An 18294-nucleotide genomic window follows, 5' to 3' on the forward strand; every position below is an offset into this window, starting at 1 on the left:
TATTTTTGAATTATAAGGTCAAGGGAGAAACATCACATCGTGACCTATTATAGGGGTGTAATAATGAAAAATCAGTATTTTAAAGCGGCATCCAGCATGTATATTAACTATTTTCTGCTGGGTATGGTCAATATAATCCTCGCCTCAAACATGTCCTCCTTAACAGAGCAATGGGATACGGATTCTACTGGCATCAGTTATCTCATTGCCGCAATAGGAATAGGGAGATTACTCACGTATGGTCTCACGGGAGTATTATCAGATAAATTTGGAAGAAAGCCTTTAATTATTGTCTCCTCAATTGTAATGGGAGTTTTTCTAATTGGGATTCCATTTTCCCCCACATATGAAATGGCCTTTGTATTTGCTTTACTTGCGGGTATTTCCAACTCAGCCATGGATGCTGGTACATATCCAGCTCTAACTGAAATGTTTCCTAATTCTGCAGGTTCCGCCAGTGTTATGGTTAAGGCTTTTGGTTCCCTAGGTGCAACCATCTTACCATTCATCATCTTGTTTCTTTCCAAGAACCAATTATTTTACGGATTTGCATTTATATTACCGGCCGTCATCTATTTCGTTAATATGTTTTTTGTGATGTCGGTTTCATTTCCAAAAAGCAAGTCCGGTCCTGTCAGTAATGAGGATGATTTGCAATTGAACAGGTTCATAACTGAACCTAAATTTTGGAGCGAAGGACTGGCGCTAATCATAATTGGATTTACTTCAACTGCGTTATTTACAGTTTCACAAATCTGGTTACCGAGTTTCGGACATGAAGTTGCAGGGATGTCCACATCAGGTTCGATTAAATTACTGAGCTATTATGGTGTTGGATCACTCATTTCCGTCCTGCTACTATCCGTCTTATTAAACAAATGGATTAAGCCCGTGACGGTGATATTGCTTTATCCAATGATTACTTTACTGACAGTAATCATCATATTAACTGTTCATTCACCTATGGTCTTAAGTATTACCTCCTTTTTCCTTGGAGCCTCGACAGCTGGGATATTTCAATTAACCATTGCAATAATGACTGAACTTTTCTGGAGGAAAAAAGGAACTGTAACAGGGATCGTTGCGACGGCCTCAAGTTTGGCGAGCGTCATTTTACCAATTGCAACGGGTCTGATCGCCAAGAGTGGGGATATATCTCACATATTTCTATTCGATTGTTTTATTGCAACATTAGGTATCCTAGCTGCAGCATTTGTTAATTATCGGTATAAAAAATTGACACAGCACCAGACTATATTTAACCATGGATAATGAATGGTGACGGATTAGTTAAAACTCCATCTACTAGAACTAGGGTGGCGTTTTTTTTTGGTCAAATGAATAAGGTATATAGATGTATTGGAGAGATTATTGACCGATGAAATACCCTTGTCCCAAAAGCAAGGGTATAATAATGACAGTAACTATATTATTATTATAGTAAGAACATGATAATAAAAAATACATCAAAAATACATTCAAGATGGTGATTGAACTATGAAACAATCCAAAAAAGGTCGAGTCACGCTGCAAGAGGTAGCGAAACATGCTGGGGTATCTACTTCCACTGCTTCCCTTATAGTTCGTAATAACCCGCGAATTTCGGAAGCGACGCGAAAAAAGGTATTAAAATCCATGCATGAATTGGGTTATGTTTACGATAGAATTGCAGCAAACCTAAGATCGCAGAGTTCTGATACTGTAGGAATCATTATTACTGATATATCAAATACCTTTTTTTCTGAATTCCTGATAGGCGTTCACGACGCATTGGATGAGGTCGGTTATACGGTGTTGCTGGGGACTACATTCGACTCGGTTACCAAGCAAGACCATCTTCTTTCAACCATGTTGGAACATAGGGTTGGAGGCTTGATTCTTTGTCCTGTCTCTGAAAGTACACAAGAAACCATTGAGCGATTAAATGAAATTGACACGCCAATGGTCCTTGCTGTGAGAGAACTACCGGAAGTGAATAGTGACTATGTAGGCATCGATTATCCAGAAGGAGCCCGAATTGCTGTTGACCATCTTATTGAAAAGGGACATAAAAGAATTGCGCTCCTTGGTGGAATCAGGGAATCTTCTACTTGGATCGAGAGAATGGAGGGGTATCGGGAAGCCCTTTCAAGAGCGGGCTTGGAAGTGGATGAATCGTTAATGATAGATAGTGCCCCGACACGGGAGGGCGGGCTAGAGGCTGTATTGAAAGTACTTGAGAATCCCAATCCGCCAACTGCAATTTTTTGCTTTAGCGACTTAATTGCCTTCGGTGTTATGCAAGGATTAAGGATGAAAGGATTTACTCCTGGAAAAGATATAGATATCGTAGGGTTCGATAACGTTCCAGTTGCAGAAATCTATCATCCTCCGTTAACGACCATTTCTTCATTTCCTAGACGTATCGGAAAAGAGGCAGCGAATCTCTTGTACCAGCAAATGGAGAAAATCGAACGTGAACAACAGCGAATCATATTAAACCCAGAACTGATAATTAGAGAGTCTTCCTAATAAAGAAAAATAAAAAGGTGATTAGTTTACAGGAGGCTGGGTGTCCTTACCTCTGTATCCTTTTCATCTTTTCTATTATTCTTTTATCGGGGACATTGGTTAAATATAAAAGGAATGGGGCTTACTTAAGCGGTTCATAAATATCCCAGGCCACTTTCAATGAATCGACTATAAAGTCTGCCACTTCATCAACATCAAGATCGTTGGTATTCACTTTTGAATGATGATAGGAGTATATCTCCTGTCTGGTGTAAAAGAGCTCTTCGATTTCCTCTAGGGTCCGACTTTGTAAAACAGGTCTACTATCAATAAGTAAGCCAATTCTTTCTTTCCAATATTCCCAAGATAAATCAAGGTAGAAGACAATGCAATTAGATAAACAGATATTGCGTATATCCTCTTGTAAGAATGCCCCGCCTCCAACTGAAATGATTTTCAATTGTTGTTGACTAAGGCTTTCAATCACATTTTTTTCTTTTTCGCGAAATGCTTTTTCCCCAAACTTCTTGAATATTTCTGTAGTGGGCATATTGAATTCCTTTTCAATTTCTTGGTCTATATCAATAAAGTCCCTATATAACTTTCTGGCTACTTTCTGTCCGATCGTCGTCTTTCCAACTCCCATAAAGCCAATAAAAACGATACTTTGCATCCTCAAAGATGTGTTTTTATTAATCATCTATAAATCCCTCTCCCAACTATTTTTATAATGATTAAAAGTCTTTCCTGAAATTTTTAAAATAACTTTATTATAGTACAAGAAAGTAAAATTGTAAAAAAGATATTTTTTAATATTTGGACAATGGAAATGCGTAATATAAGCGGTTTATTTCTAAAATCACTTATCCCATTCTTAAAGGAACAATAAATTTTTTTATATTCGATTTACACCTTTCATTTATTGGGGTGAATGGTCTATTGAAAATGAAGATAGTAATTGATCTGGATAATATAGTTTTAATGGATTTGGCCAAAAGCGTTACTAATCGGAAGGGGAGTGTGTTTCAAAAAGGTCTTCGTTTTAATAAAATGGATGTTGATCGAAGGGGACCTTAGGTTTAATGAACAAGGATCAAGAAGGTTTTGGTGGATTATATTCATGTTGTGATAAGGACATATAATGCTCCTATCTCCTATATAATAAATGGATAAATCACTTAATAAAGAATTGTATAAAATGTGTTGACTTTATGGTAAGAAAGGATTAATATAAATAAGCACCAACTAAGACAAACGAAAAACTTCATCCGCTTTTGGTAGATTACCAAAACAAAAATAATAACTATTGACTTCTTACTATGAAAATGATAAGATGAAATGGTCGCTGAGAAACACAGCGATTTAAAATAAGTTTAAAACTTCGCAGAAGTTGACAACTAATCAATAAGATGTTATGATGAATAAACAAGCCGTTCGAAAGAACGATTGTGAAATTGCTCTTTGAAAACTGAACAAAACAAAGCGCCAACGTTAAATTTTAAGTGAGCACACACTATCAAAAAAGCAAAATGAGCAAGTCAAACATTTCTTCGGAGAGTTTGATCCTGGCTCAGGACGAACGCTGGCGGCGTGCCTAATACATGCAAGTCGAGCGAATCGATGGGAGCTTGCTCCCTGAGATTAGCGGCGGACGGGTGAGTAACACGTGGGCAACCTGCCTATAAGACTGGGATAACTTCGGGAAACCGGAGCTAATACCGGATACGTTCTTTTCTCGCATGAGAGAAGATGGAAAGACGGTTTATGCTGTCACTTATAGATGGGCCCGCGGCGCATTAGCTAGTTGGTGAGGTAATGGCTCACCAAGGCGACGATGCGTAGCCGACCTGAGAGGGTGATCGGCCACACTGGGACTGAGACACGGCCCAGACTCCTACGGGAGGCAGCAGTAGGGAATCTTCCGCAATGGACGAAAGTCTGACGGAGCAACGCCGCGTGAACGAAGAAGGCCTTCGGGTCGTAAAGTTCTGTTGTTAGGGAAGAACAAGTACCAGAGTAACTGCTGGTACCTTGACGGTACCTAACCAGAAAGCCACGGCTAACTACGTGCCAGCAGCCGCGGTAATACGTAGGTGGCAAGCGTTGTCCGGAATTATTGGGCGTAAAGCGCGCGCAGGTGGTTCTTTAAGTCTGATGTGAAAGCCCACGGCTCAACCGTGGAGGGTCATTGGAAACTGGGGAACTTGAGTGCAGAAGAGGAAAGTGGAATTCCAAGTGTAGCGGTGAAATGCGTAGAGATTTGGAGGAACACCAGTGGCGAAGGCGACTTTCTGGTCTGTAACTGACACTGAGGCGCGAAAGCGTGGGGAGCAAACAGGATTAGATACCCTGGTAGTCCACGCCGTAAACGATGAGTGCTAAGTGTTAGAGGGTTTCCGCCCTTTAGTGCTGCAGCTAACGCATTAAGCACTCCGCCTGGGGAGTACGGCCGCAAGGCTGAAACTCAAAGGAATTGACGGGGGCCCGCACAAGCGGTGGAGCATGTGGTTTAATTCGAAGCAACGCGAAGAACCTTACCAGGTCTTGACATCCTCTGACAACCCTAGAGATAGGGCTTTCCCCTTCGGGGGACAGAGTGACAGGTGGTGCATGGTTGTCGTCAGCTCGTGTCGTGAGATGTTGGGTTAAGTCCCGCAACGAGCGCAACCCTTGATCTTAGTTGCCAGCATTCAGTTGGGCACTCTAAGGTGACTGCCGGTGACAAACCGGAGGAAGGTGGGGATGACGTCAAATCATCATGCCCCTTATGACCTGGGCTACACACGTGCTACAATGGATGGTACAAAGGGCTGCAAACCTGCGAAGGTAAGCGAATCCCATAAAGCCATTCTCAGTTCGGATTGTAGGCTGCAACTCGCCTACATGAAGCCGGAATCGCTAGTAATCGCGGATCAGCATGCCGCGGTGAATACGTTCCCGGGCCTTGTACACACCGCCCGTCACACCACGAGAGTTTGTAACACCCGAAGTCGGTGAGGTAACCTTTATGGAGCCAGCCGCCTAAGGTGGGACAGATGATTGGGGTGAAGTCGTAACAAGGTAGCCGTATCGGAAGGTGCGGCTGGATCACCTCCTTTCTAAGGATAATTACGAGAGCGCTTTTGTTTTGTTCAGTTTTGAATGAGTAATTCATTCAGATAGGGAAGAAAAACATCACGATGTGATGGATTCTTTCTGCTTTGTTCCTTGAAAACTAGATAATAGATAGAAGGCAATTAATTTTTTTCAAAGCATCTGTAAGATCTTTTTAACGGTTAAGTTAGAAAGGGCGCACGGTGGATGCCTTGGCACTAGGAGCCGATGAAGGACGGGACTAACACCGATATGCTTCGGGGAGCTGTAAGTAAGCTTTGATCCGGAGATTTCCGAATGGGGAAACCCACTGTTCGTAATGGAACAGTATCTTTACCTGAATACATAGGGTACTGAAGGCAGACCCGGGGAACTGAAACATCTAAGTACCCGGAGGAAGAGAAAGCAAATGCGATTTCCTGAGTAGCGGCGAGCGAAACGGAATTAGCCCAAACCAAGAGGCTTGCCTCTTGGGGTTGTAGGACACTCAACATGGAGTTACAAAGGAACGGGGTAAATGAAGTGACCTGGAAAGGTCCGTCAAAGAAGGTAAAAACCCTGTAGTTGAAACTTCGTTCCCTCCTGAGTGGATCCTGAGTACGGCGGGACACGAGAAATCCCGTCGGAAGCAGGGAGGACCATCTCCCAAGGCTAAATACTCCCTAGTGACCGATAGTGAACCAGTACCGTGAGGGAAAGGTGAAAAGCACCCCGGAAGGGGAGTGAAATAGATCCTGAAACCGTGTGCCTACAAGTAGTCAAAGCCCGTTAATGGGTAATGGCGTGCCTTTTGTAGAATGAACCGGCGAGTTACGATTTCATGCGAGGTTAAGTTGATAAGACGGAGCCGCAGCGAAAGCGAGTCTGAATAGGGCGAATGAGTATGAGGTCGTAGACCCGAAACCAGGTGATCTACCCATGTCCAGGGTGAAGTTCAGGTAACACTGAATGGAGGCCCGAACCCACGCACGTTGAAAAGTGCGGGGATGAGGTGTGGGTAGCGGAGAAATTCCAATCGAACCTGGAGATAGCTGGTTCTCTCCGAAATAGCTTTAGGGCTAGCCTCAAGATGAGAGTATTGGAGGTAGAGCACTGATTGGACTAGGGGCCCCCAACGGGTTACCGAATTCAGTCAAACTCCGAATGCCAAATACTTATTCTTGGGAGTCAGACTGCGAGTGATAAGATCCGTAGTCGAAAGGGAAACAGCCCAGACCACCAGCTAAGGTCCCAAAGTATACGTTAAGTGGAAAAGGATGTGGAGTTGCTTAGACAACCAGGATGTTGGCTCAGAAGCAGCCACCATTTAAAGAGTGCGTAATAGCTCACTGGTCGAGTGACTCCGCGCCGAAAATGTACCGGGGCTAAACGTATCACCGAAGCTGTGGATTGACACCATTAGGTGTCGATGGTAGGAGAGCGTTCTAAGGGCGTTGAAGTCAGACCGGAAGGACTGGTGGAGCGCTTAGAAGTGAGAATGCCGGTATGAGTAGCGAAAGAAGGGTGAGAATCCCTTCCACCGAATGCCTAAGGTTTCCTGAGGAAGGCTCGTCCGCTCAGGGTTAGTCGGGACCTAAGCCGAGGCCGAAAGGCGTAGGCGATGGACAACAGGTTGATATTCCTGTACCACCTATACATCGTTTGAACGATGGGGGGACGCAGAAGGATAGGGTAAGCGCGCTGTTGGATATGCGCGTCCAAGCAGTTAGGCCGGAAACGAGGCAAATCCCGTTTCCATTAAGGCGGAGCTGTGATGGCGAGGGAAATATAGTACCGAAGTTCCTGATTCCACGCTGCCAAGAAAAGCCTCTAGTGAGATGTAAGGTGCCCGTACCGCAAACCGACACAGGTAGGCGAGGAGAGAATCCTAAGGTGTGCGAGAGAACTCTCGTTAAGGAACTCGGCAAAATGACCCCGTAACTTCGGGAGAAGGGGTGCTTTTTAGGGTGAATAGCCCGGAAAAGCCGCAGTGAATAGGCCCAGGCGACTGTTTAGCAAAAACACAGGTCTCTGCGAAGCCGCAAGGCGAAGTATAGGGGCTGACACCTGCCCGGTGCTGGAAGGTTAAGGGGAGAGGTTAGCGCAAGCGAAGCTTTGAACCGAAGCCCCAGTAAACGGCGGCCGTAACTATAACGGTCCTAAGGTAGCGAAATTCCTTGTCGGGTAAGTTCCGACCCGCACGAAAGGTGTAACGATCTGGGCACTGTCTCAACGAGAGACTCGGTGAAATTATAGTACCTGTGAAGATGCAGGTTACCCGCGACAGGACGGAAAGACCCCGTGGAGCTTTACTGCAGCCTGATATTGAATTTTGGTACAGCTTGTACAGGATAGGTAGGAGCCTGAGAAGCCGGAGCGCTAGCTTCGGTGGAGGCGTTGGTGGGATACTACCCTGGCTGTATTGAAATTCTAACCCGCGCCCCTTATCGGGGTGGGAGACAGTGTCAGGTGGGCAGTTTGACTGGGGCGGTCGCCTCCTAAAGAGTAACGGAGGCGCCCAAAGGTTCCCTCAGAATGGTTGGAAATCATTCGTAGAGTGTAAAGGCACAAGGGAGCTTGACTGCGAGACCTACAAGTCGAGCAGGGACGAAAGTCGGGCTTAGTGATCCGGTGGTTCCGCATGGAAGGGCCATCGCTCAACGGATAAAAGCTACCCCGGGGATAACAGGCTTATCTCCCCCAAGAGTCCACATCGACGGGGAGGTTTGGCACCTCGATGTCGGCTCATCGCATCCTGGGGCTGTAGTCGGTCCCAAGGGTTGGGCTGTTCGCCCATTAAAGCGGTACGCGAGCTGGGTTCAGAACGTCGTGAGACAGTTCGGTCCCTATCCGTCGCGGGCGCAGGAAATTTGAGAGGAGCTGTCCTTAGTACGAGAGGACCGGGATGGACGCACCGCTGGTGTACCAGTTGTCTTGCCAAAGGCATAGCTGGGTAGCTACGTGCGGACGGGATAAGTGCTGAAAGCATCTAAGCATGAAGCCCCCCTCAAGATGAGATTTCCCATGGCGCAAGCTAGTAAGATCCCTGAAAGATGATCAGGTTGATAGGTCAGAGGTGGAAGCGTGGCGACATGTGGAGCTGACTGATACTAATAGATCGAGGACTTAACCAACGCTTTTTAAAAAATGAAATACCTTCTTATTATCTAGTTTTGAAGGAACAACGTTCCTGATATGTTTGGTGGCGATAGCGAAGAGGTCACACCCGTTCCCATTCCGAACACGGCAGTTAAGCTCTTCAGCGCCGATGGTAGTTGGGGGTTTCCCCCTGTGAGAGTAGGACGCCGCCAAGCCATTTCAAAGACCAGCCATCCGGCTGGTCTTTTTTTGCGTCTCAATGATTTGAATGGAAATCGTTTTTTTAGAAATCCCCATATTTCAGGTCGAATTGGAGAAGAATATGCCTTCAATTCGACCTGTTTCCTATCTAATTTGACCTAGAAGGAAATAATTCGAGCCGCAGCCTATCCAATTCGACCAAAACCCAATTAATCCGTCCTATCGTCAATTCCCTCAAATTCAAACTGCCGTTTATTAATACGGCCCATGTGAATTGAAATAATTCATGAGAGCAAGATACGATTATGTACCGATCAAGGAGCAGAGGTTAATTTCTTGATTCAGGCTATAGTAATTCGAAAGGGAGAAAGGATAGGATATTGAAGGTATGTAAATTCATGAGGGTAGGTGCCTTTACGATAGAACGGATTTTTATACTGGAATGGATTTTTCGAAAAATGAATTTCTTGTCTTTATTGGTTCTTTTCATTATACTAGGAAGAATTTATTAATGGTAATAATGTAAGTTGGATACAAAGCGAAATGAAATTATGGAAGGGATCGGTATTGTGAGTAAAAAGAGTAAGGAAAAGTTTGAAGTTATCGAGGGCGAGACAATCGATGCATGTTTAGATCGAATTAAAGCAGCAGGGTACTTTCCTGTAAGGCGAACAGAAGAACCCATCTTCGCCGAGAGAATCGAGAATGGCAAAGTCCAATATGTGCCAGTTGATCGAAAAATTGTATTCGAAGCAAAATTAATTGAGTAAAACACGAACGATTTATTCATATCATGTAAAAATATTCGATTTTAACTTGACATTAAAATGGCCGGAAGGTAAGATGAAGTTACATTAATACATCTCATATAATCATGGGGATATGGCCCAAAAGTTTCTACCTGATGACCGTAAATCATCGGACTATGAGAAAAGCATCTGACTAATTCGGAAACTAGCCAAGTCTTTTTGTATTTTTCAAAAGGGCTTTCTTTTCCGGACAGGTTGCTTTCTCGATGAGGAAGCAACCTGTCCGGTTTTTTATATTTTACATGTTATAGATAATGATAAGCGTCCATCTGCATACTCGGGACGCCTTAATATGAGTGTTGGAGGGAAAGATGATATGAAACCGCAAGTTGGGGTTATTATGGGAAGTGTCTCGGATTGGGAAACGATGAAATACGCTTGTGAATCATTGGAACAGCTTGAGATTCCCTATGAGAAAAGAGTCGTTTCCGCTCACAGGACGCCGGATTTACTATTTGAATATGCAGAGAGTGCAAAAGAGAGAGACATTAAAGTGATTATTGCCGGAGCGGGCGGGGCGGCACATCTTCCAGGTATGACAGCAGCCAAGACCATTGTCCCTGTGATAGGCGTGCCAATTCAATCGAAGGCATTAAATGGGATGGATTCGTTATTATCGATTGTTCAAATGCCTGGTGGCGTACCGGTTGCAACGGTTGCGATCGGAAAAGCGGGCGCAGTCAATGCCGGTTTGTTTGCGGCCCAAATATTAGCAGCTTTCGATTCTGACATTGCTGATAGGTTAGTGGCTTTACGAGACGAAACCAGAGAAAAGGTGTTACAGAGCAGTGAACAACTTAAATAATACAATCATTTTACCGGGACAGACCATTGGAATTATCGGCGGTGGGCAATTGGGAAGGATGATGGCCTTATCGGCTAGGGCATCGGGCTTTAAGATAGCGGTCCTTGAGCCGACTGCAGAAGGTCCATGTGCACAAGTGGCGGATATTGAAATCATTGGTGCTTATGATGACATCGAAGCATTGAAAAGGTTAGCTGAGGTCAGTGACGTAATAACCTATGAGTTTGAAAATATCAGTTCAGAAGCCCTGGATTGGTTAAAGCAACATGCATTTCTGCCACAGGGCTCAGAATTATTAAAGCTGACACAGGATAGACTAACAGAAAAAAAAGCGATATCTGATGCAGGAGCTTCTGTTGCTCCATATCGGGAAATACGGGATATTTCAGAAATTTACCTTCATATAGAGAAATTAGGGTACCCTAGTGTGTTAAAAACGACGCGGGGCGGTTATGATGGAAAAGGGCAGTTGGTCATTAAGGAAGAAGCCGATATCAAAAAGGCAGAATCCCTGCTCAAAACAGGTATATGTGTGCTGGAAGCCTGGATTCCTTTCGTAAAAGAAATCTCCATCATTGTGACGCGTAAGGCAAATGGCGAGGCAAGTCATTTTCCGATAGCGGAAAACATTCATATCGAAAATATTCTTCATAAAAGCATTGTTCCCGCCCGTATTAGTCAACAAGCTGAACGGAAGGCTATTAATGAAGCTTTGCAGCTTGCAGAGAAACTTGATTTAGTGGGGACATTGGCAGTAGAGATGTTTTTAACTGCTCAGGATGAGATCATCATTAATGAATTAGCGCCAAGACCTCATAACTCAGGGCATTATACAATGGAAGCATGTGAGACTTCACAGTTCGAACAGCATATAAGGGCTGTCTGCAATTGGCCGCTCGGAAATACGGCGTTATTGAAGCCTGTGGTAATGATAAACATCCTTGGTGAGCATATCGGGCCCTTAATGGATGAAATTCCGACGCTTTCAGATTGGAAGGTTCACCTTTACGGTAAGAAAGAAGCCAAGGTTAAGCGGAAAATGGGTCATGTGAATATTTTACGTCCAACGATTGAGGAAGCTCTTTTGGAAAGTGATCGAAGCAAAATATGGAATCAACAGGTTGAAACGGAGGAAGTAAAATGATTGAACGTTATACCCGCCCAGAGATGGGAAACATTTGGACAGAAAAGAACCGCTTTAATGCGTGGTTGGAAGTTGAAATCTTAGCTTGTGAAGCATGGTCTGAACTAGGTGTCATTCCAAAAGAAGATGTGAAACTTCTTCGTGAAAATGCTACGTTCGATGTGGAGCGTATCAATGAAATCGAAAAAGATACACGACACGATGTTGTTGCTTTTACACGTGCGGTTTCTGAAACGTTGGGTGAAGAACGGAAATGGGTTCATTACGGATTGACCTCAACTGATGTTGTCGATACAGCTCTTTCATATGTAATTAAGCAAGCGAATGATATCCTTTCCAAGGATTTAAATAACTTCGTGGAGATCCTGAAAAATAAAGCGAAAGAACATAAATATACGGTTCAAATGGGACGTACACATGGAGTTCACGCGGAACCGACTACTTTTGGGTTGAAACTGGCACTTTGGTATCAAGAAATGAAACGCAATGTCGAACGTTTTGATGAAGCCAGAAAGAACATAGAGGTTGGGAAAATCTCTGGAGCTGTCGGAACTTACGCAAACATCGACCCGTTCGTTGAAAAATTCGTTTGTGAAAAGCTTGGCCTTGAAGCAGCACCAATTTCAACACAAACATTGCAGCGCGATCGTCACGCACATTATATGAGCACTTTGGCTTTAATTGCGACATCAATTGAAAAGTTCGCAGTGGAAATTCGCGGCTTGCAAAAAAGTGAAACACGTGAAGTGGAAGAATTCTTTGCAAAAGGACAAAAGGGCTCTTCGGCAATGCCTCATAAACGGAATCCAATCGGTTCTGAAAATATGACGGGAATGGCTCGTGTAATCCGCGGTTACATGATGACAGCTTTTGAGAATGTACCGTTATGGCATGAACGTGACATTTCGCATTCTTCTGCTGAGCGCATCATCTTACCGGATGCAACGATCGCTTTAAACTACATGCTGAACCGGTTCAGCAACATAATTAAGAACTTGACCGTTTATCCAGAAAATATGAAACGCAATATGGACCGAACGCTGGGATTGATTTTCTCACAACGTGTGCTGCTTTCCCTTATCGATAAAGGACTTGTCCGTGAAGAAGCTTATGATACGGTTCAGCCGAAGGCGATGGAAGCATGGGAGCTTCAGGTTCCATTCAGAAGCCTGATCGAAAAGGATGATAAAATCACAAGCTTGCTTACGAAAGAAGAACTTGATGATTGTTTCGATCCTACACATCACCTGAAAAATGTTGATGTAATCTTTGATCGTTTAGGTTTATAAAAATGAAGGCGGCAAACATGGCACCTCTAAACGGTGATATGTTTGCCAAGCCTGATCAATGGTAGGAAGATTCATAATATTCACAATGTGGGGGTCTGGACAGATGGAAAAACGAGAATTGTTGTATGAAGGAAAAGCGAAACAGATTTTTGCAACGGACAACAGTGAAATAGTATGGGTGGAATACAAGGATTCGGCAACAGCGTTTAATGGTGAGAAGAAATCAGAGATTGCCGGAAAAGGTAAGTTGAATAATCAAATTACTAGCTTACTATTTTCAAAGCTTGCCCAAGAAAATATCCCTTCCCATTTTATTGAAATGCTTTCCGACCGGGAGCAGTTAGTCAAGAGGGTATCTATCATCCCACTTGAAGTCGTTGTCAGAAATACGGCTGCCGGCAGTTTTTCTAAAAGAACTGGCATTGAAGAAGGCCAGCCGCTCAAGAAAACGCTGATTGAGTTTTACTATAAAGACGACGAGCTCGGCGATCCTCTGTTAACGGAAGACCATATTGAAGAGTTGGAACTTGCAAGCAAGGAAGATGTAGCCATTTTAAAAGAAAAGGCACAAGAAATCAGTATCGTCTTAACTTCCTTCTTTAAAGAATTGGACATTAAATTGATTGATTTCAAATTAGAGTTCGGTAAGACCCCGAATGGAGACATTCTGCTGGCAGATGAAATTTCACCTGATACCTGCCGATTATGGGATATTAACACGAACGAAAAGTTAGACAAAGATGTATTCCGCCGTGATTTAGGCAGTTTAACAGATGCTTACGAAAAAATACTAGCAAAGTTGGAGGGCACTCAACATGTATAAGGTTAAAGTATATATCACACTACGCGAAAGTGTACTAGATCCACAGGGAGCAGCAGTGCAACAATCACTTCATAGTTTGACTTATAACGAAGTCAGTGATGTTCGAGTGGGGAAATACATTGAACTTACAATTAAGGATACGGATCGTGATTTAGATCAACTTGTGAAGGAAATGTGTGAAAAACTATTGGCCAATACGGTAATTGAAGCTTACCGTTATGATGTTGAGGAGGTTATCACCAAATGAAATTTGCTGTCATAGTTTTCCCTGGTTCCAATTGTGATGTCGATATGTACCATGCGATCAAGGATGCACTAGGGGAAGAAGTGGAGTATGTTTGGCATTCCACAGACAATCTAGATCAGTATGATGGAATTCTCCTTCCTGGAGGTTTCTCCTATGGAGACTATTTACGCTCTGGAGCGATTGCCCGATTTTCGAATGTAATGGCCGAAGTTGTAAAAGCTGCACAAGCAGGAAAGCCTGTTTTGGGTGTCTGCAATGGTTTTCAGATTTTACTTGAAGCAGGACTTTTACCTGGAGCGATGCGCCGTAATGAAGGCTTGAAATTCATTTGCCGCAATGTTGGATTAAAGGTTGAAAATAATCAATCGATGTTCACGACAGGTTATGAAGTAAATGAAACGATTACGATCCCGGTTGCCCATGGTGAAGGGAATTATTACTGTGATAATGAAACATTGGCTGAATTAAAACGAAATAACCGCATCTTATTCACTTATGATGGTGAAAATCCAAACGGAAGCTTGGAACAAATAGCGGGAATTACAAATGAACAAGGAAATGTCCTCGGTATGATGCCTCATCCCGAACGTGCTGTTGATTCACTGCTTGGCAGTAAAGACGGCTTAAAGATTTTTCAATCCATCGTAAAAAACTGGAGGGAATCACATGTTATTACAGCTTGAACCAAGTCCGGAAAAAATTAAATCGGAGCGATTGTACGCAAGTATGGGACTGTCCGATCAAGAATTTGCAATGGTTGAGAAAATCTTAGGCAGACTGCCTAATTATACGGAAACTGGATTGTTTTCTGTAATGTGGTCAGAGCATTGTTCCTACAAAAATTCAAAACCCATCTTAAAAAAATTCCCGATAACTGGGGAGAAAGTTCTTCAAGGTCCTGGTGAAGGAGCTGGTATCGTTGATATCGGTGACGATCAGGCTGTCGTTTTTAAAATAGAAAGTCATAACCACCCATCTGCTATCGAACCTTACCAAGGTGCCGCTACTGGTGTCGGAGGAATTATCCGTGATGTCTTCTCCATGGGTGCGCGTCCGATTGCGATGCTGAATTCGCTTCGTTTTGGTGAGCTAGACAATGATCGTGTTAAATATTTATTTAAAGAAGTGGTTGCCGGGATTGCTGGATACGGCAATTGTATCGGAATACCGACTGTCGGAGGCGAAATTCAATTCGACCCTTCTTATGAAGGGAACCCTCTGGTAAATGCGATGTGTGTCGGCTTGATCGATCATAAAGACATTAAAAAAGGCCAGGCTCATGGAGTAGGTAACACAGTCATGTATGTGGGAGCCAAAACAGGACGCGATGGTATTCATGGAGCAACATTTGCATCTGAAGAGCTGTCAGAGTCTTCAGAAGAAAAACGACCTGCCGTCCAAGTGGGAGATCCATTCATGGAGAAACTGCTTTTGGAAGCATGCCTTGAATTGATTCAAAATGATGCCCTTGTTGGCATTCAGGATATGGGTGCAGCGGGTCTTACAAGTTCATCTGCAGAGATGGCAAGTAAAGCTGGATCAGGCATTAAAATGAACCTTGATTTGGTACCGCAGCGTGAAACTGGAATGACTGCTTATGAAATGATGCTTTCTGAATCACAAGAACGGATGCTGATCGTTGTCACTAAAGGACGTGAACAAGAAATCGTTGACTTGTTTACGAAATATGATTTAGAGGCTGTTTCCGTAGGAGTAGTGACGGATGACAAAAACCTAACATTATCGCATCAAGGTGAAATCGTTGCAGAGGTTCCGGTGGATGCATTGGCTGAAGAAGCTCCGATTTATCATAAGCCATCTGCAGAACCGCAATATTTCCGCGATTTCCAAAGCATGACGGCTGAAGTGCCAGTCATTGAAGATTATAAAGAAACATTGGTATCACTATTGAAGCAACCGACGATTTCGAGTAAGGAATGGGTCTACGACCAATATGATTACATGGTCCGTACGAATACAGTCGTCTCACCTGGATCTGATGCGGCGGTGGTACGTGTCCGGGGCACAAATAAGGCCCTTGCCATGACGACGGATTGCAACTCCCGCTTTATTTATTTAGATCCTGAAACGGGAGGTAAAATCGCAGTCGCTGAAGCAGCCCGTAACATTATTTGCTCGGGGGCGGAACCTTTAGCGATTACGGATTGCTTGAATTTTGGGAATCCGGAAAAACCTGAAATATTTTGGCAATTGGAAAAAGCGGCAGACGGTATGAGTGAAGCTTGCAGAAGCTTAAGCACTCCTGTAATTGGTGGAAATGTCTCGCTATACAATGAAACGAACGGTGAAGCGATTTATCCGACACCTGTGGTTGGGATGGTTGGTCTTATCAATGACCTTCAGCACATCACTACACAAACGTTTAAAAATGAAGCCGATTTGATTTATGTGGTCGGCGAAGCGAAAGTTGAATTTGGAGGCAGTGAGTTACAAAAAATGCTCGAAGGTAAAATCTTCGGACGCGCACCGGAACTTGATTTGGCCGTTGAACAAAAACGTCAGCAGCAAATCCTCACTGCAATCCAAAAAGGACTTGTTGCATCAGCCCATGACCTTTCGGAAGGCGGTTTGGCAGTGGCTTTAGCTGAATCTTTATTCGGGGCTAGCAAGCTTGGGGCAAAAGTGAATATAGCTGGCGAACCGGTATCGGAATTATTCAGTGAAACGCAATCTCGATTCCTACTATCCATCAAGCCTGAAAACCAAACGGCATTCGAAGCGCTAGTTGAAGATGCGAAATGCATTGGCTCAATAACGGGAGATAATAAATTAGTCGTGGCAACAGACAGTGATAGCAAAGTATTGGAAGCGGACGTTGAAGATTTACAAACAGCTTGGAAGGGAGCCATACCATGCTTGCTGAAATAAGAAGCCTAAACGAAGAGTGTGGTGTTGTTGGAGTCTGGGGACATCCCGATGCAGCACAGCTGGCTTACTACGGTTTGCATAGCCTACAACATCGTGGTCAAGAGGGAGCTGGCATCGTCGTTACTGACGGTGAGCAGATGTCCATCTCCAAGGGTGAAGGTCTTGTCACAGAGATATTCACGGCCGAAAAAATGCAGTCACTTTCCGGTTCAGGAAAAGCTGCGATCGGCCATGTCCGTTATACAACGGCAGGCGGCGGCGGGTATCAAAATGTTCAGCCTTTCTTGTTCAATTCACATACAGGAGGGCTGGCGCTTGCTCATAATGGGAATATAGTCAACGCCCATCAGTTAAAGGCACAGCTTGAAGGACAGGGAAGCATTTTTCAAACGACATCGGATACGGAAGTCCTGGCCCATCTTATTAAACGGTCCGGCTACTCGGATGTCAGAGATTCCGTGAAGAACAGTTTAAGCATGCTGAAGGGAGCTTACGCCTTTGTCATCATGACAGAAAACCAAATGATTATGGCAAGGGACCCGCATGGCTTCCGTCCACTTTCCTTGGGGAAAATAGGCGATGCATATTTCGCCGCATCAGAAACATGTGCCCTTGATATTGTAGGTGCAGAATTCATCCGCGATATTGAGCCGGGTGAACTCGTTGTCATTAATGATGAGGGAATCACATCCGAGTACTTTTCGCTTTCCAGTCAACAGGCAATGTGCACGATGGAATATGTGTATTTCTCCCGTCCGGATAGCAACATTGATGGGATTAATGTTCATACGGCAAGAAAAAACCTTGGCAAGCAAATGGCACTGGAAACCAAAATTGAAGCGGATGTAGTTACAGGTGTACCCGATTCCAGCATTTCGGCAGCGATAGGCTATGCTGAAGCGGCCGGCATACCCTATGAAATGGGCTTGATAAAAAATAGGTATGTTGGACGGACGTTCATTCAGCCATCACAGAGTCTGCGTGAACAAGGCGTGAAGATGAAACTTTCACCTGTAAGAGGGGTCGTGGAAGGTAAGCGGGTCATAATGGTTGATGATTCAATTGTCCGTGGCACAACAAGCAGAAGGATTGTCCGCATGTTAAAAGATGCTGGAGCCAAAGAAGTGCATGTTGTAATCAGCTCACCACCGATCAAGAATCCATGTTTTTATGGTATAGACACGTCTAAAAAGGAAGAACTGATTGCTAGCTCTAAATCGGTGGAGGAAATAAGAGAAATCATTGAAGCTGATTCCTTAACTTTTTTAAGCGTCGAAGGTATGGTCGAAGCAATTGGACGACCGTTTCCTGGAGAAACGCGCGGTTCATGCCTAGCTTGTTTCACCGGAAATTATCCGACTGAAATTTTTGAGTACGAACGAGAAAAAACAAAATGTTAATCAAGTCGGCAATGATGATTGATTTT

12 protein-coding genes, 3 rRNA genes and 1 riboswitch are annotated in these 18294 nt (G+C 43.9%); of the genes, 14 read left to right on the forward strand and 1 reads right to left on the reverse strand.

Annotated elements, in window-relative coordinates; all coding sequences use genetic code 11:
* The first annotated feature begins 63 nt into the window (after positions 1-63).
* Together QUF78_RS02770 and QUF78_RS02775 are read left to right on the forward strand one after the other, a co-directional pair.
* The gene (locus tag QUF78_RS02770) at positions 64-1272 is read left to right on the forward strand and encodes an MFS transporter (protein ID WP_289323474.1); all 1209 of its coding nucleotides are present in this window, start codon (positions 64-66) and stop codon (positions 1270-1272) included.
* A 225-nt stretch (positions 1273-1497) separates the two neighbouring features.
* Positions 1498-2511 (forward strand): LacI family DNA-binding transcriptional regulator, encoded by a 1014-nt coding sequence (locus QUF78_RS02775; RefSeq protein WP_289318827.1) that lies wholly within the window; start codon positions 1498-1500, stop codon positions 2509-2511.
* A gap of 121 nt (positions 2512-2632) precedes the next feature.
* Here the strand turns inward: QUF78_RS02775 and QUF78_RS02780 are convergent, their stop codons facing one another.
* Positions 2633-3190, reverse strand: a complete 558-nt coding sequence (locus tag QUF78_RS02780; RefSeq protein ID WP_289318828.1) for a shikimate kinase — start codon at positions 3188-3190, stop codon at positions 2633-2635.
* Between the two features lie 847 nt (positions 3191-4037).
* On the opposite strand from QUF78_RS02780, the gene QUF78_RS02785 reads away from it, so the two are divergent.
* From QUF78_RS02785 to purF, 12 genes are all read left to right on the forward strand, one after another.
* Positions 4038-5588: ribosomal RNA gene (locus QUF78_RS02785) — 16S ribosomal RNA — on the forward strand.
* Between the two features lie 175 nt (positions 5589-5763).
* A 23S ribosomal RNA gene (locus QUF78_RS02790) occupies positions 5764-8696 on the forward strand.
* Between the two features lie 64 nt (positions 8697-8760).
* Positions 8761-8876: ribosomal RNA gene (gene rrf, locus QUF78_RS02795) — 5S ribosomal RNA — on the forward strand.
* Together the 16S, 23S and 5S rRNA genes form the textbook arrangement of a ribosomal RNA operon.
* 513 nt (positions 8877-9389) lie before the next feature.
* The gene (locus tag QUF78_RS02800) at positions 9390-9632 is read left to right on the forward strand and encodes an NETI motif-containing protein (protein WP_370013689.1); all 243 of its coding nucleotides are present in this window, start codon (positions 9390-9392) and stop codon (positions 9630-9632) included.
* 74 nt (positions 9633-9706) lie between these two features.
* Positions 9707-9808: riboswitch (purine riboswitch) on the forward strand.
* 179 nt (positions 9809-9987) lie between these two features.
* Positions 9988-10476 carry a 5-(carboxyamino)imidazole ribonucleotide mutase gene (gene purE / locus QUF78_RS02805; protein WP_289318245.1) on the forward strand — a complete coding sequence of 163 codons (489 nt, stop codon included), beginning with the start codon at positions 9988-9990 and terminating at the stop codon, positions 10474-10476.
* Positions 10460-11620 (forward strand): 5-(carboxyamino)imidazole ribonucleotide synthase, encoded by a 1161-nt coding sequence (purK, locus tag QUF78_RS02810; RefSeq protein ID WP_289323475.1) that lies wholly within the window; start codon positions 10460-10462, stop codon positions 11618-11620. The genes purE and purK overlap by 17 nt, the downstream gene beginning before the upstream one ends.
* Positions 11617-12909 carry an adenylosuccinate lyase gene (purB, locus tag QUF78_RS02815; protein ID WP_289323476.1) on the forward strand — a complete coding sequence of 431 codons (1293 nt, stop codon included), beginning with the start codon at positions 11617-11619 and terminating at the stop codon, positions 12907-12909. The genes purK and purB overlap by 4 nt, the downstream gene beginning before the upstream one ends.
* Before the next feature lie 103 nt (positions 12910-13012).
* The gene (gene purC, locus QUF78_RS02820) at positions 13013-13732 is read left to right on the forward strand and encodes a phosphoribosylaminoimidazolesuccinocarboxamide synthase (RefSeq protein ID WP_098370357.1); all 720 of its coding nucleotides are present in this window, start codon (positions 13013-13015) and stop codon (positions 13730-13732) included.
* Positions 13725-13979 carry a phosphoribosylformylglycinamidine synthase subunit PurS gene (purS, locus tag QUF78_RS02825; RefSeq protein ID WP_289318241.1) on the forward strand — a complete coding sequence of 85 codons (255 nt, stop codon included), beginning with the start codon at positions 13725-13727 and terminating at the stop codon, positions 13977-13979. The genes purC and purS overlap by 8 nt, the downstream gene beginning before the upstream one ends.
* A complete protein-coding gene (gene purQ, locus QUF78_RS02830) occupies positions 13976-14662 on the forward strand; it encodes a phosphoribosylformylglycinamidine synthase subunit PurQ (RefSeq protein ID WP_289323477.1) in 687 nt (228 codons plus the stop codon). Before purS ends, purQ begins: the two co-directional genes overlap by 4 nt.
* Positions 14646-16868, forward strand: coding sequence for a phosphoribosylformylglycinamidine synthase subunit PurL (gene purL, locus QUF78_RS02835; protein WP_289323478.1), 2223 nt, complete (start codon positions 14646-14648; stop codon positions 16866-16868). The genes purQ and purL overlap by 17 nt, the downstream gene beginning before the upstream one ends.
* The gene (gene purF / locus QUF78_RS02840; protein ID WP_289323479.1) at positions 16853-18268 is read left to right on the forward strand and encodes an amidophosphoribosyltransferase; all 1416 of its coding nucleotides are present in this window, start codon (positions 16853-16855) and stop codon (positions 18266-18268) included. Before purL ends, purF begins: the two co-directional genes overlap by 16 nt.
* The last annotated feature ends 26 nt before the right edge of the window (positions 18269-18294 follow it).

The sequence above is a fragment of the Peribacillus sp. ACCC06369 genome (assembly GCF_030348945.1).
Taxonomy (GTDB): Bacteria; Bacillota; Bacilli; order Bacillales; family DSM-1321; genus Peribacillus.

What these genes read in the sequence shown, in the direction of transcription:
- QUF78_RS02770 (WP_289323474.1), top strand. Translation starts at nt 64, where the DNA reads ATGAAAAATCAGTATTTTAAAGCGGCATCCAGCATGTATATTAACTAT.
- QUF78_RS02775 (WP_289318827.1), top strand. Translation starts at nt 1,498, where the DNA reads ATGAAACAATCCAAAAAAGGTCGAGTCACGCTGCAAGAGGTAGCGAAA.
- QUF78_RS02780 (WP_289318828.1), bottom strand. Translation starts at nt 3,190, where the DNA reads ATGATTAATAAAAACACATCTTTGAGGATGCAAAGTATCGTTTTTATT.
- purE (WP_289318245.1), top strand. Translation starts at nt 9,988, where the DNA reads ATGAAACCGCAAGTTGGGGTTATTATGGGAAGTGTCTCGGATTGGGAA.
- purB (WP_289323476.1), top strand. Translation starts at nt 11,617, where the DNA reads ATGATTGAACGTTATACCCGCCCAGAGATGGGAAACATTTGGACAGAA.
- purC (WP_098370357.1), top strand. Translation starts at nt 13,013, where the DNA reads ATGGAAAAACGAGAATTGTTGTATGAAGGAAAAGCGAAACAGATTTTT.
- purS (WP_289318241.1), top strand. Translation starts at nt 13,725, where the DNA reads ATGTATAAGGTTAAAGTATATATCACACTACGCGAAAGTGTACTAGAT.
- purQ (WP_289323477.1), top strand. Translation starts at nt 13,976, where the DNA reads ATGAAATTTGCTGTCATAGTTTTCCCTGGTTCCAATTGTGATGTCGAT.
- purL (WP_289323478.1), top strand. Translation starts at nt 14,646, where the DNA reads ATGTTATTACAGCTTGAACCAAGTCCGGAAAAAATTAAATCGGAGCGA.
- purF (WP_289323479.1), top strand. Translation starts at nt 16,853, where the DNA reads ATGCTTGCTGAAATAAGAAGCCTAAACGAAGAGTGTGGTGTTGTTGGA.